The sequence below is a fragment of the Ralstonia soli genome (assembly GCF_023955655.1).
GTDB classification, from domain to species: domain Bacteria; phylum Pseudomonadota; class Gammaproteobacteria; order Burkholderiales; family Burkholderiaceae; genus Ralstonia; species Ralstonia soli.
Window position 1 is genome coordinate 23150 of the sequence record NZ_JAMXHT010000011.1, and the last position, 15166, is coordinate 38315.

Sequence of the window (15166 nt, forward strand, 5' to 3'; positions counted from 1 at the left end):
GGTGATGGAAGCGACCAATCCTCCCCAAACCTCCGTGGCGAGCGCTGATCTGGGTGCGCTGCAGCGGCCGTCGTATTTCAGGCGCCTGGGCTGGTTCGACTGGCTGTTTGCCGCGATGCTGGCGGCCGGCGCCGGCTATGCGTTCTCGCGATACGGGGCCTACATGGACGGCTACGAGCGCGGCATCCTCGCTGCGGCTGTCCCTGCCTTCGCATGGCTGGGCTGGACGTGGAAGCCGGTGCGCACGCTGATGATCGGCATTGCGGTGCTGTCGCTGCTCGGCATCTCGCAGTATGCCGGTGCCAATGGTCCGGACCTGGCCCGTGCCGAGCACGCCTTCTTCCTCAAATACTTCCTCGCCAGCCAGTCGGCCATCCTGTGGATGAGCGCGCTGATCTTCCTCTCCACGCTGTTCTTCTGGGTGGGCCTCGCGTTGCGCTGGGAGGCGGGCGGCTCGATCGGCAGCAAGCTGTGCTGGGCGGCCGTGGTGCTGGGCCTGACCGGCATGCTAGTGCGCTGGTACGAGTCGTACTTGGTCGGAGCGGACATCGGCCATATCCCTATCTCGAACCTGTATGAGGTGTTCATCCTCTTCACGCTGATCACCTCGCTGTTTTATCTGTACTACGAGCAGCGCTACAAGACGCGCGCGCTGGGTCCGTTCGTGATGCTGGTGGTATCGGCGGCGGTGGGCTTTCTGCTGTGGTACACGGTGTCGCGCGGCGCGCAGGAGATTCAGCCGCTGGTGCCGGCGCTGCAGAGCTGGTGGATGAAGATCCACGTGCCTGCCAACTTCATCGGCTACGGCACGTTTGCTCTGTCGGCCATGGTGGGCGCAGCCTATCTGCTCAAGGAGCACGGCATCCTGGTCGACCGCCTTCCCTCGCTCGAGGTGCTCGACGACGTGATGTACAAGGCCATTACCGTCGGCTTTGCGTTCTTCACCATCGCCACGATCCTGGGCGCGCTGTGGGCGGCGGACGCCTGGGGCGGCTACTGGAGCTGGGACCCGAAGGAAACCTGGGCGCTGATCGTCTGGCTGAATTACGCCGCGTGGCTGCACATGCGCCTGATGAAGGGGCTGCGTGGGCGCATGGCGGCCTGGTGGGCGCTGATCGGCCTGCTGGTCACGACCTTCGCCTTCCTGGGGGTGAACATGTTCCTCTCAGGCTTGCACAGCTACGGCGAGCTGTAAGTCACACAAATTCATCGGCGGACTGGAATAAAGACGCGCCTAGCGTGTTTACTGCTCTGTGAGGGCGCCTCAGTTTTTCCCCTTCCCGCGTCCCTCCATCCAAGGAGAACAAGATGAGCCAGTCCGCAGCTTCCTCTGTGTCGTTCAATCCGCGCATGGCCATCGCTGGCGCGGTGATGCTGGCCGCGTTTGGCCTGGCCGGCTGCAGCAGCATGGGCATGGGAGGTTCGTCCACGCCGACGGCCGTCAAGGTGAGCAACGGCACGCTCACCGACGAGCACGGCATGACGCTCTACACCTTCGATCGTGATGCCATGGCCGGCAAGAGCGCCTGTAACGGCAAATGCGCCGACAACTGGCCGCCGCTGGCCGCCAACGACGCCGACAAGCCCTCCGGCGACTACACCATCATCACTCGCGAGGACGGCAAGAAGCAGTGGGCCTACCACGGCAAGCCGCTCTATCTCTGGACCAAGGACAAGATGCCCGGCGACCAGACCGGCGATGGCTTCATGAACGTTTGGCACGTCGCCAAACCGTAAGCGCGCCATCCTCGCTCGCGCCCGCATGTCGGATCTGGCCAGCCGGCTGATTGCGCTCACGCCACGCTTGCGCCGGCACGCGCGTGGCCTGGTGCATGACGCCAGCCGTGCCGATGATCTCGTCCAGGACACGCTGGAACGTGCCTGGCGTTACCGCTGGCGCTTCCAGTTGCGTCCCAGATTGGGCGCGGCGGGCGAGGGCGACGGCCTGTTCGCGTGGCTGCTGACCATCATGCACCGCCTGCACCTGAATGCCCTGCGGCGGCCCGATCGGATTGACCTGACCGAATCGCCGCCCGACATCCCCGTCAACGATGACCCGGGGCTGCGCCGCGATCTGCTGCGCGCGCTGGCCGCGTTGCCGGAGGATCAGCGCGCCGCGCTGTTGCTCGTGGGCCTGGAGCAGTTCGCCTACAAGGACGCCGCCGAGGTACTGGGCGTACCCGTCGGCACCGTGATGTCGCGCCTGTCACGGGCCCGCGAGCGGATGCGCGCGGCACTCGACGGCGAGCCCGCGGCACCCCGTTCTGGGGACAGCAACACCACGCTACACCGCGTGAAGTGAGGCCGACCATGTCTGCCGAGATCCACATCGACGAACTCCACGCCTACGCCGACGGCCGCCTGCCTGCAGCGCGCCGGGCGGCCGTGGAGGCGTACCTTGCCGCGCATCCCGGTGCTGCGGCCGAGGTGGCCGCCTGGCGCGAAGCGGATGCGCAGTTGCATCGCGCGCTGGACCCGCTGCTCAATGAGCCGGTGCCGCGGCGCCGCATTCCGGCGGCCATCCTCGCGGCCGCGCAGCGCCCCGCACCAGCGGGGTTTGGTGCGATGCGCGGCTGGGGCGTCTTGGCGCTGGGTGTGGCTTGCCTAGCCATCGGCACGGGCGCCGGCTGGTTCGGCCGGAGTGCCGTGGAGCGCACGTTGCCAATGCAACGTTTTGCCAATGACGCGCTCGTGTCGCACGTTGTGTTCTCCCCCGAGTCGAAACACGTGGTGGAGGTGCCCGCCGACGAGGAGGCGCATCTCGTCACATGGCTGTCGCGGCGGCTGGATGCGCAGTTGCACATTCCTGACCTGACGCCGCTCGGGTACCGGCTCATCGGCGGGCGCCAGACCGTGGTGGCCGATGCGCCCACGGCCATGCTGATGTACGAAGGGCCGGGCGGTGTGCGGATCTCGGTGCAGTTGCGGCGCATGCCGAACAACCGCGACACCGGCTTCCGGCTGGAGACGCTAGCACCTGAGAACCGCGTGCTGCAGGCGATCCATCCGGCGGTCGGTCATCCGCCGCCGATGGCGTTCTACTGGGCAGATCACGGCCTGGGGTTTGCGGTGGCCGGACCGCTTGCGCGCACGCAGTTGCTGGAAGTGGCGCAGGCGGTCTACCGGCAGTACAGCGAATTCACGGGACCGGCGTCCAGGCAGGAATAACGCCGCACATTTTTTTTGCCGCGCGCTGTCAGGTTGGCAGCGTCGGCACGACCAACTCACATGGGACAGCGTTCCCGCACAACGAGGACCACGAATCATGTTGATCAAGACCGACCGCTGGCTGCGTGGCGACGACATCCCAGCCAGCGAGATCACACCGCAGCACATCTTCGAGCAGCGCCGCCGTTTCCTGGCGGCCGCCGCCATGGGTGCAGCCGGCGCGGCACTCACACCGTGGGCATCGCGCGAGGCCTTCGCGGCCAACGCACCGCTCGCCAAGTTGCCCGGCAAGTCCAATCCGGCCTATACGACCGTCGAGAAGGCCACACCCTACGACCAGGTCACGACGTACAACAATTTCTACGAATTCGGCACCGACAAGTCCGACCCGGCGCGCTACGCCGGCACGCTGCGCCCGCACCCCTGGCAGGTCAGCGTGGAAGGTCTGGTGAAGACGCCCAAGACCTACGATCTGGACGACCTGATGAAGCTCGCGCCGATGGAAGAGCGCGTCTACCGCCTGCGCTGCGTCGAGGGCTGGTCGATGGTGATTCCGTGGGTCGGCTTTCCGCTGGCCGAGCTGATCAAGCGGGTGGAGCCCCAGGGCAGCGCCAAGTACATCCAGTTCATTTCGCTGGCCGACAAGCGCCAGATGCCCGGCATCAGCAGCCCGGTGCTGGAGTGGCCGTACAGCGAAGGCCTGCGCCTGGACGAGGCGATGCACCCGCTGGCGCTGCTCACGTTCGGCCTCTATGGCCAGGTGCTGCCGAACCAGAACGGGGCGCCGGTGCGCGTGGTGGTGCCGTGGAAGTACGGTTTCAAGAGCGCCAAGTCGATCGTCAAGATCCGCTTTGTCGACAAGCAGCCGCCCACCAGCTGGAACATCGCCGCGGCCAACGAATACGGTTTCTACTCGAACGTGAACCCGACCGTTGACCACCCGCGCTGGAGCCAGGCCACCGAGCGCCGCATCGGCGAAGACAAGGGCGGCTTTGGCGGCCTGTTCGCGCCCAAGCGCAAGACGCTGATGTTCAACGGCTACGATCAGGTCGCTCCGTTGTATGCGGGCATGGACCTGCGCAAGAACTTCTGAGGGCGACAACATGAAAGTGCTGCAGCCCATGCTGTCGCCCAAACAGCTGCGCGTGATGAAGATTGCGGTGTGGCTTGTGGCGCTCGTGCCATTTCTGCGCATCGTCTTTCTGGGCGCGACCGACCAGTTCGGACCCAATCCGCTGGAGTTCGTCACGCGCTCGACCGGCACATGGACGCTGGTGCTGTTGTGCTGCACGCTGGCCATCACGCCGCTGCGCCGGCTTACGGGCATGAACTGGCTCATTCGCCTGCGCCGCATGCTGGGGCTATACACGTTCTTCTATGGCACGCTGCACTTCCTGATCTGGTTGGTGGTCGACCGTGGGCTCGATCCGGCATCGATGCTCAAAGACATCGGCAAGCGACCGTTCATCACTGTGGGCTTTACCGCGTTCGTGCTGATGATCCCGCTGGCCGCCACGTCCACCAACGCGATGGTGCGCAGGCTGGGCGGCAAGCGCTGGCAGTGGCTGCACCGGCTTGTCTATGTGACGGGCGTGCTCGGCATCCTGCACTACTGGTGGCACAAGGCCGGCAAAAACGACTTTGCCGAGGTGTCGATTTACGCGGCGGTGATGGCGGTGCTGCTGGGGCTGCGCGTGTGGTGGGTGTGGCGTGGCGCGCGACAGGGCACGATGGCCCGCGGTGCCATGCCGGCACGCGATTGACGGGCATCGGGCCCATGAAAAAAGCCGACGTACAAACGTCGGCTTTTTCTTTGCACGGACGCGGGATTACGCGGGGAACAGGTGCTCGCCGCAGATCAAGTCTTCAAAGCACTCGCGCTGGCGTGCCAGATGGATCTTGTCGCCATCGACGATGACTTCAGCGGCACGGTTACGCGTGTTGTAGTTCGAGCTCATCGTGAAGCCGTACGCACCGGCCGACAGGATCGCCAGCACGTCGCCCGGCTGCACGGCCAGCGAACGGTCGCGGCCAAGCCAGTCGCCCGATTCGCACACCGGGCCGACCACGTCATAGACGACCGGTGCGCTTTGACCCTCGCGCACCGGCACGATGTGGTGGTACGCCTCGTACATTGCCGGGCGGGCCAGGTCGTTCATGGCCGCATCGACGATGCAGAAGTTCTTGCTGGCGCCCGGCTTGAGGTATTCGACGCGCGTGAGCAGCAGGCCGGCGTTGCCGACCAGCGAGCGGCCCGGCTCGAACAGCACGGTGCGATCGCCAAAGCCGCGTTGCTCGACGCGGTCCAGCAGCGTGCGTGCGAAGGCCGTGATGTCCGGCGGCGTTTCGTCGGTGTAGGTGATGCCCAGGCCGCCACCCACGTCGATGTGCGACAGGTGGATGCCTTCGGCGTCGAGCTGGGTCACCACGTCGAGCACCTTGTCCAGCGCATCAAGATACGGCGACACCTCGGTGATCTGCGAGCCGATATGGCAGTCGATGCCGACCACGCGCAGGTTGGGCATCGCGGCGGCGGCACGGTAGGTCGGCAGCACTTCGTCGAAGGCGACGCCGAACTTGTTGCCCTTCAGGCCCGTCGAGATATACGGGTGCGTCTTGGCGTCCACGTCGGGGTTGATGCGCAGCGATACCGGCGCGGTCTTGCCCATCGATGCGGCCACGTCGTTCAGGCGATGCAGCTCGGGAATCGACTCGACGTTGAAGCACGCCACGCCGACTTCCAGTGCGAAGCGCATCTCGTCGGCGCTCTTGCCCACGCCCGAGAACACGACCTTCGAGGCCGGCGCGCCGGCAGCCAGCACGCGCTTGAGCTCGCCGGCGGAGACGATGTCGAAGCCGGCGCCCAACTGCGCAAACACCTGCAGCACGGCCAGGTTCGAGTTGGCCTTCATGGCGTACTGCACATGCGCGTTGCGGCCCTCGCACGCGGCGGCGTAGGCGCGATAGTTGGCGGTGAGCGCGGCGCGCGAGTACACATAGGTGGGCGTGCCGAACTGCGTGGCAATCGCGTCGAGCGCGACGCCTTCGATCATCAGCGCGCCTTCCTGGCGGATCAGGGACTCAGACATGAGTGGGAACATTCTGGGCGCCGCATCAGGCTGGGCGTGCAGCGCCGGTTGAGCAACGAAAAAGAGGGCGGATCAGCGGTTGGCGGGCACTGCGCTGGCGGCATCCGCGGCGGGTTTGGCGCCCGGCACCGGCGGCTGCGGCACGGCGTTCGGGCCTGCGATGCCGGGGTCCGTGGTTTGCGGCGCGGTTGGCGCCGGCGGCACCTTGGGCATGTACAGCGGCCCGCGAATCCCACAGCCGGATAGGCCTGCGGCCGTCAGGGTCAGGCCGACAGTGGCTACAATGGCGGCGGTTCGTATCATCGGATGATGGTGCAGAAAGAGCCTCAAGGGCGTGTCCCTTGCGGCGATCGGAGTCATATGGGACGAGGCGCCTGCTGGTCAGGAAAGGCCGGAAATGGCCGCCACGCAACGTCCGCGCAAGATTTTGGAGTGTAGCATGCCCCCCCTGAGCGAATCGGAGTTCCTGGCCCTGGCCGAAGCCGAACTCACCCGCATCGAAAGCATTGTCGAAATCGCGGCCGACGAGGCCGACGCCGACATCGAGGTCAATCGCACCGGCAACGTGCTGACGCTCGAATTCGACGACGGCTCCAAGATCATCATCAACAGCCAGGCGCCGATGCAGGAACTGTGGGTGGCCGCACGCGCCGGCGGTTTCCACTTCCGGCGCGGTGAGGACGGCCGCTGGGTCGATACCCGTAGCAAGGAAGAGCTGTACGTCGCGCTCTCACGCTATGTCAGCCAGCAATGCGACGTGGATGTGACGCTGGCCGCCAACTGAGCGCAGCGTTTCGTTCTGCGCGCCCAATGAAAAAGCCGCCCGAAGGGCGGCTTTTTCGTCGGCTGTGCAACCCGGTCTGGGCGCTCAGTTGCCGCGGAACATGTCGAGAATCCGCTGCTTCTCCTGTTCCGGGCTCGGCGCCAGGTTGAAGCCCGGCTGTTGCGGCTGATCGCCGCCCGGTGCCGATGCGCCCGGCATGGCATCGCCCAGGCCCACCGACGCGACGCCCTGGCCGTTGGCGTATTCCTCGTAGGCCCAGTCGCCGGCCATCTGCACGACGCCTTCTGGCGGCTGGCGGTCCATCTCGGGCTGGCCCTTGAGCGCGTAGCTCATGTAGTTGATCCAGATCGGCAGGGCCAGGCCGCCACCGGTTTCGCGGTCGCCCAGGCTGCGCGGGTTGTCGTAGCCCATCCAGGCCACGCCGACCACCTTGGGCGTGTAGCCGCAGAACCAGGCATCGAACGAATCGTTGGTGGTGCCCGTCTTGCCGGCCATGTCGTTGCGGCCCAGCTTCTGCTTGGCGAGGTAGCCGGTGCCGCCTGAGACCACGCTACGCAGCAGCGAATCCATGATGAAGTCGTTGCGCGGGTCGATCACGCGCACGGCGTCCTGGCCGGCGGTCATCGGGTGCGTTTGCTGGACCACCGTGCCGCGCGCATCGACCACGCGATCGATGATGTACGGGTTCACGCGGTAGCCGCCGTTGGCGAACACCGAATAGCCGGTGGCCATCTGCAGCATCGTCACCGACCCCGCGCCCAGCGCCATCGGCAGATAGGCCGGGTGCCGATCGGCGTCAAAGCCGAAGCGGGTGATGTATTGCTGCGCGTACTGCGTGCCGATCGCGCGCAGGATGCGCACCGACACGAGGTTCTTCGACTTCTGCAGCGCGCGGCGCATCGTCATCGGGCCGTCGTAACCGCCGCCGTAGTTCTTGGGCTCCCACACCTGGCCGCCGGTGTCGCCGGTCGGGATGGAGAGCGGCGCATCGTTGATCACCGTGGACGGCGAGAAGCCCTTGTCCACCGCCGCCGAGTAGATGAACGGCTTGAAGCTCGACCCCGGCTGGCGCCACGCCTGGGTGACGTGGTTGAACTTGCTGCGGTTGAAATCGAAACCGCCGACCATCGAGTAGATCGCGCCCGTCTGCGGGTCCAGCGAGACAAAACCCGAGGTCACTTCCGGCAGTTGCGTGATCGACCACTTCTGGGTCTTGGTGTCCTGGATCACGCGGATCACCGCGCCCGGGCGCAGCTTGATCTTCGGCTGCGCATTGTTCGACAGCGCCGCCTGGGCAAACCGCAGGCCGTCGCCGGCCAGGTCGATCGTCTCGCCGGTCAGCATGGTTGCGCGCACCAGCTTGGGTGCCACGCTCACCACCACGGCGGATTGCAGATCGTCGCTGTTTGGGTGTTCGAGCAGGGCGTCGTCGATGGCCTGTTCGCGTTCGTCGGCATCGGACGGCAGATCGATGAACGCCTCGGGGCCGCGATAACCGTGACGGCGTTCGTAGTCGAGGATGCCGTGGCGCACAGATTGGTAGGCGACATCCTGGTCGGCCTTGCGCAGTGTCGTGTAGACGTTCAGGCCGCGCGTGTAGGTTTCTTCGCGGTACTGCGCGTACATGAGCTGGCGCACCATTTCCGCCACGTACTCGGCGTGCACGTCGAACTCATGGCCCTCGCCGCGCACCGGGAGTTGTTCGTTGATGGCCTGGGTGTACTGCTCCGGCGTGATGTAGTGCAGGTCGCGCATGCGTTGCAGGATGTACTCCTGGCGGATCTTGGCGCGCTTCGGGTTCACCACCGGGTTGTACGCCGACGGTGCCTTGGGCAGCCCGGCCAGCATGGCGGCCTCGGCCAGGGTGATGTCCTTGATGTTCTTGCCGAAGTAGATCTGCTCGGCGCTGGCAAAGCCGTACGCGCGCTGGCCCAGGTAGATCTGGTTCATGTACAACTCGAGGATCTGGTCCTTCGTGAGGCTGGCCTCGATCTTGTACGCGAGCAGCATTTCATAGATCTTGCGCGTGAACGTCTTCTCGCTCGAGAGGAAGAAGTTGCGCGCCACCTGCATGGTGATGGTCGACGCGCCCTGCGACAGGCCGCCGTGCAGGTTCGCCAGCCCTGCGCGCAGCACGCCCACGAAGTCCACGCCGCCGTGCTCGTAGAAGCGATCGTCCTCGATGGCAAGCACCGCGCGTTTCATCACGTCGGGCATCTGCGTGATCGGCACGAAGCTGCGGCGTTCTTCGCCGAATTCGCCGATCAGGACGTTGTCGGCGGTGTACACGCGCAGCGGAATCTTCGGCCGGTAATCGGTAATGACGTCAAGTGACGGCAGGTTGGGCGCGGCCACCAGCAGGGCATAGCCCAGCAGCAGCGCCCCGACGACCCCCATGGCAACGAACAGGCCGAGCATCCAGAGAAGCAGTCGCGTCCACAACGGGCGGCGGGCTTTGGGCGGCTTGGGCGAAGCTGGGGAGGTTTGGGCAGTAGCCATTACAGGGGCACCGGGGGTGTCAGTCAGCGTGGCGGCGATTATATCGTCGAGGCTTCCAGGGTCCGGCTGCACCGCACGTAACAGCTCGTAACCGCTGTCACGCCAGCGCCCTGGGCCGCACTTGTGCGCCGCACCATGCACTTTGCGCGCGCGAATTGTGCGTCCGCCGCCCCGCAATTCAAGGCCGCAAGGAATCCGCCGTTAGAAGTAGACGGAGCGGAAATCAAGTCGGGCGAAAGGGGTATCCCCCTACCGTGGGGTTTTGACAACGCTTTACGAATCGGCGTCAGTGAAATGCATCGCGGTCTGCCGGAGCGTTTGCCTGTTCTAAAGGATTTTGTGAGAATCCAGCAGCAAATCTAAGCAGGCTATGGCGCACGTTGGATTTGCGGCGCGCGCCAGGGTTCAAAAAACTATAAACGGTGGGGTGTCTCTGTGCGACGGGGTTTGTTGTCCGGCCTGCTGCGCCGCAATATCGTCGGGATCGATATCGGGTCTTCCAGCGTCAAGGTGGTGGAGTTGTCCGCCAATGGCAAACAGGGAGATTTCCGTCTCGAGAAATGTGCCAGCGAGCTCATTGAGCGCAGTGCCGTCGCAGACGGCAACCTGGTCAATATCGATGCGGTGGGCAACGCGCTCAAGCGCGCCATCGCCAAGGCCGGCATCCGCGGTAAGGAAGCCGTGCTCGCCATTCCTGCCAGCCTGACGGAATCGCAAACCGTCAGCCTGCCCGACAACCTGACCGAAGACGAGCTCTTCGTGCAGGTCGAGAGCGAAGCCAATCGGCTGTTTCCGCCCTCGCAGAACGTCAATTTTGACTATGTCGTGATCGGCCCGTCCGAAACCGAAGGCGGGATCGGCGTGCGCGTGACCGCCACCGTCTCCGAGCGCGTGACCGAGCGCGTGACCGCCGCCGAGATGGCTGGCCTCAAAGCCGTCGTCATGGACGTGGAAGAGAACGCCATCCAGCGCGCCATGACACACATGCTGGCCGTCAGGTCGGATGCGACCGAAACCGAGATGCGCGACATGCCCGTGGTGGCGATGTTCCACCTCGGCGGCGCGCGCTCGCATGCCCTGTTCTATCAGGGGTGGAAGGAGCTGTACGAGCAGCCGATGTCCGGCTCGGGCGACCAGCTCACGCAAAGCATCTCCCGGCTGTTCTCGCTCGACCTGCTCAAGGCCGAGGTGAAGAAGCGCAAGAACACGCTGCCCGACGAATATCGCGGCCAATTGCTCAAGCCCTCGCTCGAGACGCTGGCAATGGAAGTCGGTCAGGCGATCCAGAATTTCCTGTCGACCTCGAGCGTCGGCCGCGTTGACGAGATCGTGCTCTCGGGCGGCCACGCATCGTTGCTCGGGGTGCAGACTGCCATCCAGCAGCAGACGCAGATCAATACGACGCTGGCCAATCCGTTCGCCAACATGGGCGCGGCCAAGAACGTTAATGCGCGCTACCTGCAGCGCGATCTGCCGGCCTATATCGTCAGCGCGGGCCTGGCCCTGCGCGGGCTGCAATAAGGAGGGGCGATGGCCAACGAAAGCGCGAGCGCCGTGAACGCGCTCCCGAGCGTCAACCTGCTGCCGTATCACGCAGAACGGCGTGCGGGTAAGCGCAAGCAAGTCTTCATGAGCCTGGGCGCTGCGGCTGCCGCGGGCGCGATGGTGGTGTTCCTGGGCGGCATGGTGATCGATCACCAGACCGAAGAGGCGCAGCGTATCAACGACGTCCTCAAGCAGAAGAACGCAGAGATGGACCGGCAGATCGCCGAGGTCAACTCGCTCAAGAAGGACATCGACGATCTGCTGCAACGCCAGCAGGCTGTGGAAAGCCTGCAGAACGAGCGCAATCGGCCGGTGCAGCTGCTGGAGGAGTTGGTGCGCCAGGTGCCGGACGGCATCTACCTGACCTCGCTCAAGCAGGAGGGCGAGCGCTACACGGTGTCGGGCATCGCGCAATCCAACGAGCGCGTGTCTGATCTGCTGCGCAACCTGGGCGCGGTGCCGTGGCTTGACCACGCCGAGCTTGGCGAGTCGGTGGCCACCACCATGACGAACAACCTGAAGGAACAGCGCCGCCTGTTCAACTTCACGATCCGCTTCCAGTGGAAGGCCGAGCCGGCAACACCGGCCAAGCCGGGTGCTGCCGCGCGGACCGCTCCGGGGGCGGGGAAATAACCATGGCGCTTACGACCGATATTTCGCTGGAAGACCTGGTCGGCCAGTTCCGTGGCCTGAACCTGAACGAGCCGGAAACGTGGCCGGCCGCGCCGCGCATCCTCTTCATGATTCTCGCGGCCGTGCTCGTGATCGGGCTGGGGTGGCAACTGTATTGGGGCGGCAAGTTTGACGAGCGCGATGCCAAGCGGGCCGAGCAGGAAAGCCTGAAGACTGCCTATCAGAGCAAGCTTGCGCAGGTGGTGAACCTGGAAGCGCTGCGCAAGCAGAAGGCCGAGGTGGAGCAGCGCGTCGCCAAGCTTGAACTGCAACTGCCCAACAAGACTGAGATGGATGCGCTGCTGGCCGACGTCAACCACGCCGGCATCGCGCGCGGCCTGACGTTCGATCTGTTCCGGCCGGCCGCTGCCGTGCTCAAGCCGTATTACGCCGAGATCCCCGTCGCCGTGAAGGTCAACGGCCGCTATCACGACATGGCGCTGTTTGCCGCTGACGTGGCGGCGCTGTCGCGGATCGTCACGCTGCAGAACATTTCGCTGACGGGCACCAAGGACGGCGGCATGGTGATGGAAGCTCGCGCCGAAGCCTACCGCGCGCTCGATGCGGATGAGCAGGCGGCACAGCGCAAGGCTGCGGCAGCCAGCAAGGGAGGCGCCAAATGAGGGGCCGTACCGTGAGCCGCCGTGGCAGGCGCAGCATGCCGCGTCTCGTACGCCTGTCGCCGCTGTGTCTGGCGCTTGTCCTGACCGCCTGCGGTGCCAGCGAAGATGACGAGCTGCAGCAATGGATGCAGCAAACGCGCCAGCATGTCAGCACGACCGTTCCGCCGCTGCCCGAGCCCAAGCCTTACGCGCCGCGCGAATACACGACCACCAAGCAGATTGACCCGTTCAGTGTGCAGAAAGTGGCCGAATTGTCGCGCGCGCAGAACGAATCGCCGGAACCGAATCGCCGCCGCGAGCCGCTGGAAGACTATCCACTGGAGAATTTCTCGCTGCTCGGGACGATGAAGCGCAACGGCGAGACGGAAGCCGTCTTGTCTGTCGGGGGCAAGACGCAGCACGTGCATGTGGGGCAGTACATCGGACAAAACTATGGTCGCATCGTCCGCATCGGAGACCAGGAACTCACCCTGCGTGAGCTGGTGCGCGAAGGCACGACCGAATGGAAAGAAAAAATGACGACCCTGAAAGTTCAGGAGAGCGCGCAATGACGATGCGTCTTGTGAAGGGCAGCCTGTCGCAGGCAGACCGCTTGGTCCGAATCGCCCGGGGGGGCGTGGTGGCATGGCTTTCGTTGTGCCTGGTTCTGGTGGCCGGTCAGGCCGCAGCCCAACAGGCGGTGCCTGCGGCGGCTGTCTCCGGCAATACGATCGAGAAGGTGGAGCAGGCGACGGCCGGCGAATCCACCGTGGTGACGGTCACGCTCAAGAGCGCGCCGGCACAGAAGCCCGTGGAGTTCAGTACGCAGCAGCCCGCGCGGATTGCCATCGACTTCTTCGGCGCGGGCTTTGCGCAAGGTCGTGCCAACTACCAATACGGTGGCAAGTTGCTGCGTTCGGCCAATGTCGTGCAGATCGGTGACCGCACCCGCCTGGTGCTCGATCTGACGCGCCAGACGCAATACAAGTCGGAGGTGCGCGGCAACCAGTACGTGCTGACGCTGGAAGCGGCGCCCGTTGCAGCCGCCACGCCTGCGCCGACGTTCTCCGCACCGACGCCCGTGCCCGGCGCGGAGCGTCCGGCTGTGCGTAACGTCGATTTCCGCCGTGGCGAGGACCAGGCCGGTCGCGTGGTGGTCGATCTATCGACGGCCAACTCGGCGATCAACATTGCCCAGCAGGGGCAGAATCTGGTGGTCGATTTTGTTGGCGCCACATTGCCGCAGTCGCTGCGCCGCCGTTATGACGTGAGCGATTTCGGCACGCCCGTACAAGCCATGCGCGCCACCGACAACGGTAGCGGTGCCCGCCTGATCATCGAGCCGCGCGGCAACTGGCAGTACAGCTCGTATCAGACCGACACGCAGTTCGTGGTGGAGGTGCGCCCGACCAAGGACGACCCGAACAAGCTGATTTCCGGGCCGGGCTACCGCGGTGAGCGCCTGTCGTTGAACTTCCAGAACATCGATGTGCGTTCGCTCCTGCAGGTCTTTGCCGACTTCACCAACCTGAACATCGTCACGAGCGACAGTGTGACGGGCACCCTGTCGCTGCGTCTGAAGGACGTGCCCTGGGATCAGGCGCTACAGATCGTGCTGGACTCGAAGGGCTTGGCTTCGCGCCGCAACGGCAACGTGCTCTGGGTCGCGCCGCGCGGCGAGCTGGCCACGAAGGAAAAGGCTGAGCTTGAGTCCCAGCAGCAGGTGACGGAGCTGGAGCCGTTGCGTAGCCAGGTGTTTCGCCTGAATTACCAGAACGCGAACGATGTGCGCAATATGCTGCTGGGTATCGCCCCAGTGGCCGCAGGGGGCGCGGCAGGAGCTGCCGCGGGTGGTGCTGCGGCCGGGGCCGCAACCCCCTCGCGCATTTTGTCCAAGCGCGGTTCGCTTACGGCGGATGTGCGTACCAACCAGCTCTTTGTGTCGGATATCCCGGGCAAGCTGGAGGAGGTGCAAGCGTTCCTTCAGAAGATCGACATTCCGGTCCGGCAGGTGATGATCGAGGCGCGTATCGTCGAGGCCAAGGACACGTTCAGCCGCAATTTGGGCGCCAAGCTCGGATTTGCCGCGAAGACCAACGGCGCCGGCTATGGCAATACCTACACCAACGTGGTACAGCCGATCACACAGAATGGCCAATGGGACAACAGCCCGGCCATCAGCTTCCCGGCGAACCCCATCAATAGCATCAACCCAGGCAGCGTCGCCGTGAGTTTGTTCAATGCGACGGCTGGCCGCTTTCTTGCGCTGGAGCTGTCGGCGCTAGAGGCGGACGGGCTCGGCAAGATCATCTCCAGCCCTCGCGTGGTGACGGCCGACAACATCAAGGCCCTCATCGAGCAAGGCACGGAAATCCCCTACCAGGCCGCGACCTCATCGGGGGCAACGTCGGTGACCTTCAAGAAGGCCAACCTGAAGTTGGAGGTCACGCCCAAGATCACGCCGGACGGCAACATCTTTATGGATGTGGATGTCACCAAGGACAGCCCGAACTACAGCCAACAGACACCGGGCGGCATTCCCATCGACACCAAACACGTGCAGACACAGGTGCTGATTGATAACGGCGGTACAGTGGTGATCGGCGGTATCTATACGCAAGACGAGTCCACCAGCGTGAGCAAGGTGCCCCTGCTGGGCGATATCCCGGTAGTAGGCAACTTGTTCAAATCCACGTCGAAGAGCAACAATCGCACGGAGTTGCTGATTTTCCTGACTCCACGTGTGCTGTCCGATCAACTGTCGCTGAAGTAACTCGCAGCGGGAGTCTCGATCCGAAAGCCCGGCG

General features: G+C 64.8%; 15 protein-coding genes. 12 read left to right on the forward strand and 3 right to left on the reverse strand.

The genetic code is table 11. From position 1 onward, the window contains the following. Nucleotides 1–4: 4 nt before the first annotated feature. The 6 genes from ccsB to msrQ all read left to right on the forward strand — a co-directional run bounded on the left by ccsB (nucleotide 5) and on the right by msrQ (nucleotide 4931). Entirely contained in the window at nucleotides 5–1195 is a 1191-nt protein-coding gene (gene ccsB / locus NG900_RS24585; protein ID WP_252684672.1) for a c-type cytochrome biogenesis protein CcsB, read from the forward strand. A 113-nt stretch (nucleotides 1196–1308) separates the two neighbouring features. After that, entirely contained in the window at nucleotides 1309–1737 is a 429-nt protein-coding gene (locus NG900_RS24590; RefSeq protein ID WP_252684674.1) for a COG4315 family predicted lipoprotein, read from the forward strand. Nucleotides 1738–1762: 25 nt separating this feature from the next. Then, nucleotides 1763–2302, forward strand: coding sequence for an RNA polymerase sigma factor (locus NG900_RS24595; RefSeq protein WP_252684676.1), 540 nt, complete (start codon nucleotides 1763–1765; stop codon nucleotides 2300–2302). A gap of 8 nt (nucleotides 2303–2310) precedes the next feature. Next, nucleotides 2311–3168 carry an anti-sigma factor family protein gene (locus NG900_RS24600; RefSeq protein WP_252684678.1) on the forward strand — a complete coding sequence of 286 codons (858 nt, stop codon included), beginning with the start codon at nucleotides 2311–2313 and terminating at the stop codon, nucleotides 3166–3168. A 97-nt stretch (nucleotides 3169–3265) separates the two neighbouring features. Further along, nucleotides 3266–4261, forward strand: a complete 996-nt coding sequence (gene msrP, locus NG900_RS24605) for a protein-methionine-sulfoxide reductase catalytic subunit MsrP (RefSeq protein ID WP_252684680.1) — start codon at nucleotides 3266–3268, stop codon at nucleotides 4259–4261. A gap of 10 nt (nucleotides 4262–4271) precedes the next feature. Next, complete coding sequence (gene msrQ / locus NG900_RS24610) at nucleotides 4272–4931, forward strand: protein-methionine-sulfoxide reductase heme-binding subunit MsrQ (RefSeq protein ID WP_252684682.1); 660 nt, start codon at nucleotides 4272–4274, stop codon at nucleotides 4929–4931. Nucleotides 4932–4997: 66 nt separating this feature from the next. On the opposite strand, the gene lysA is transcribed toward msrQ, so the two are convergent. Further along, nucleotides 4998–6257 carry a diaminopimelate decarboxylase gene (gene lysA, locus NG900_RS24615; RefSeq protein ID WP_252684683.1) on the reverse strand — a complete coding sequence of 420 codons (1260 nt, stop codon included), beginning with the start codon at nucleotides 6255–6257 and terminating at the stop codon, nucleotides 4998–5000. A 72-nt stretch (nucleotides 6258–6329) separates the two neighbouring features. After that, nucleotides 6330–6560, reverse strand: coding sequence for an LPS translocon maturation chaperone LptM (lptM, locus tag NG900_RS24620; protein ID WP_252684685.1), 231 nt, complete (start codon nucleotides 6558–6560; stop codon nucleotides 6330–6332). A 136-nt stretch (nucleotides 6561–6696) separates the two neighbouring features. Between lptM and cyaY the strand changes: the two genes are divergently transcribed. Further along, nucleotides 6697–7041, forward strand: a complete 345-nt coding sequence (gene cyaY / locus NG900_RS24625; protein WP_252684687.1) for an iron donor protein CyaY — start codon at nucleotides 6697–6699, stop codon at nucleotides 7039–7041. Between the two features lie 84 nt (nucleotides 7042–7125). Here the strand turns inward: cyaY and NG900_RS24630 are convergent, their stop codons facing one another. Beyond that, nucleotides 7126–9540, reverse strand: coding sequence for a penicillin-binding protein 1A (locus tag NG900_RS24630; protein WP_252684689.1), 2415 nt, complete (start codon nucleotides 9538–9540; stop codon nucleotides 7126–7128). 450 nt (nucleotides 9541–9990) lie between these two features. Between NG900_RS24630 and pilM the strand changes: the two genes are divergently transcribed. Genes pilM through NG900_RS24655 form a run of 5 tightly spaced genes read left to right on the forward strand, consistent with a single transcriptional unit; the run spans nucleotide 9991 to nucleotide 15132 of the window. Then, nucleotides 9991–11061, forward strand: coding sequence for a type IV pilus biogenesis protein PilM (pilM, locus tag NG900_RS24635; protein WP_252684878.1), 1071 nt, complete (start codon nucleotides 9991–9993; stop codon nucleotides 11059–11061). A 9-nt stretch (nucleotides 11062–11070) separates the two neighbouring features. After that, complete coding sequence (locus NG900_RS24640) at nucleotides 11071–11718, forward strand: PilN domain-containing protein (RefSeq protein ID WP_252684691.1); 648 nt, start codon at nucleotides 11071–11073, stop codon at nucleotides 11716–11718. Nucleotides 11719–11720: 2 nt separating this feature from the next. Beyond that, complete coding sequence (locus tag NG900_RS24645; RefSeq protein WP_252684693.1) at nucleotides 11721–12380, forward strand: type IV pilus inner membrane component PilO; 660 nt, start codon at nucleotides 11721–11723, stop codon at nucleotides 12378–12380. Beyond that, entirely contained in the window at nucleotides 12377–12931 is a 555-nt protein-coding gene (locus tag NG900_RS24650; protein ID WP_252684695.1) for a pilus assembly protein PilP, read from the forward strand. Before NG900_RS24645 ends, NG900_RS24650 begins: the two co-directional genes overlap by 4 nt. Before the next feature lie 2 nt (nucleotides 12932–12933). Then, the gene (locus tag NG900_RS24655; protein ID WP_289813974.1) at nucleotides 12934–15132 is read left to right on the forward strand and encodes a type IV pilus secretin PilQ; all 2199 of its coding nucleotides are present in this window, start codon (nucleotides 12934–12936) and stop codon (nucleotides 15130–15132) included. Nucleotides 15133–15166 lie beyond the last annotated feature (34 nt).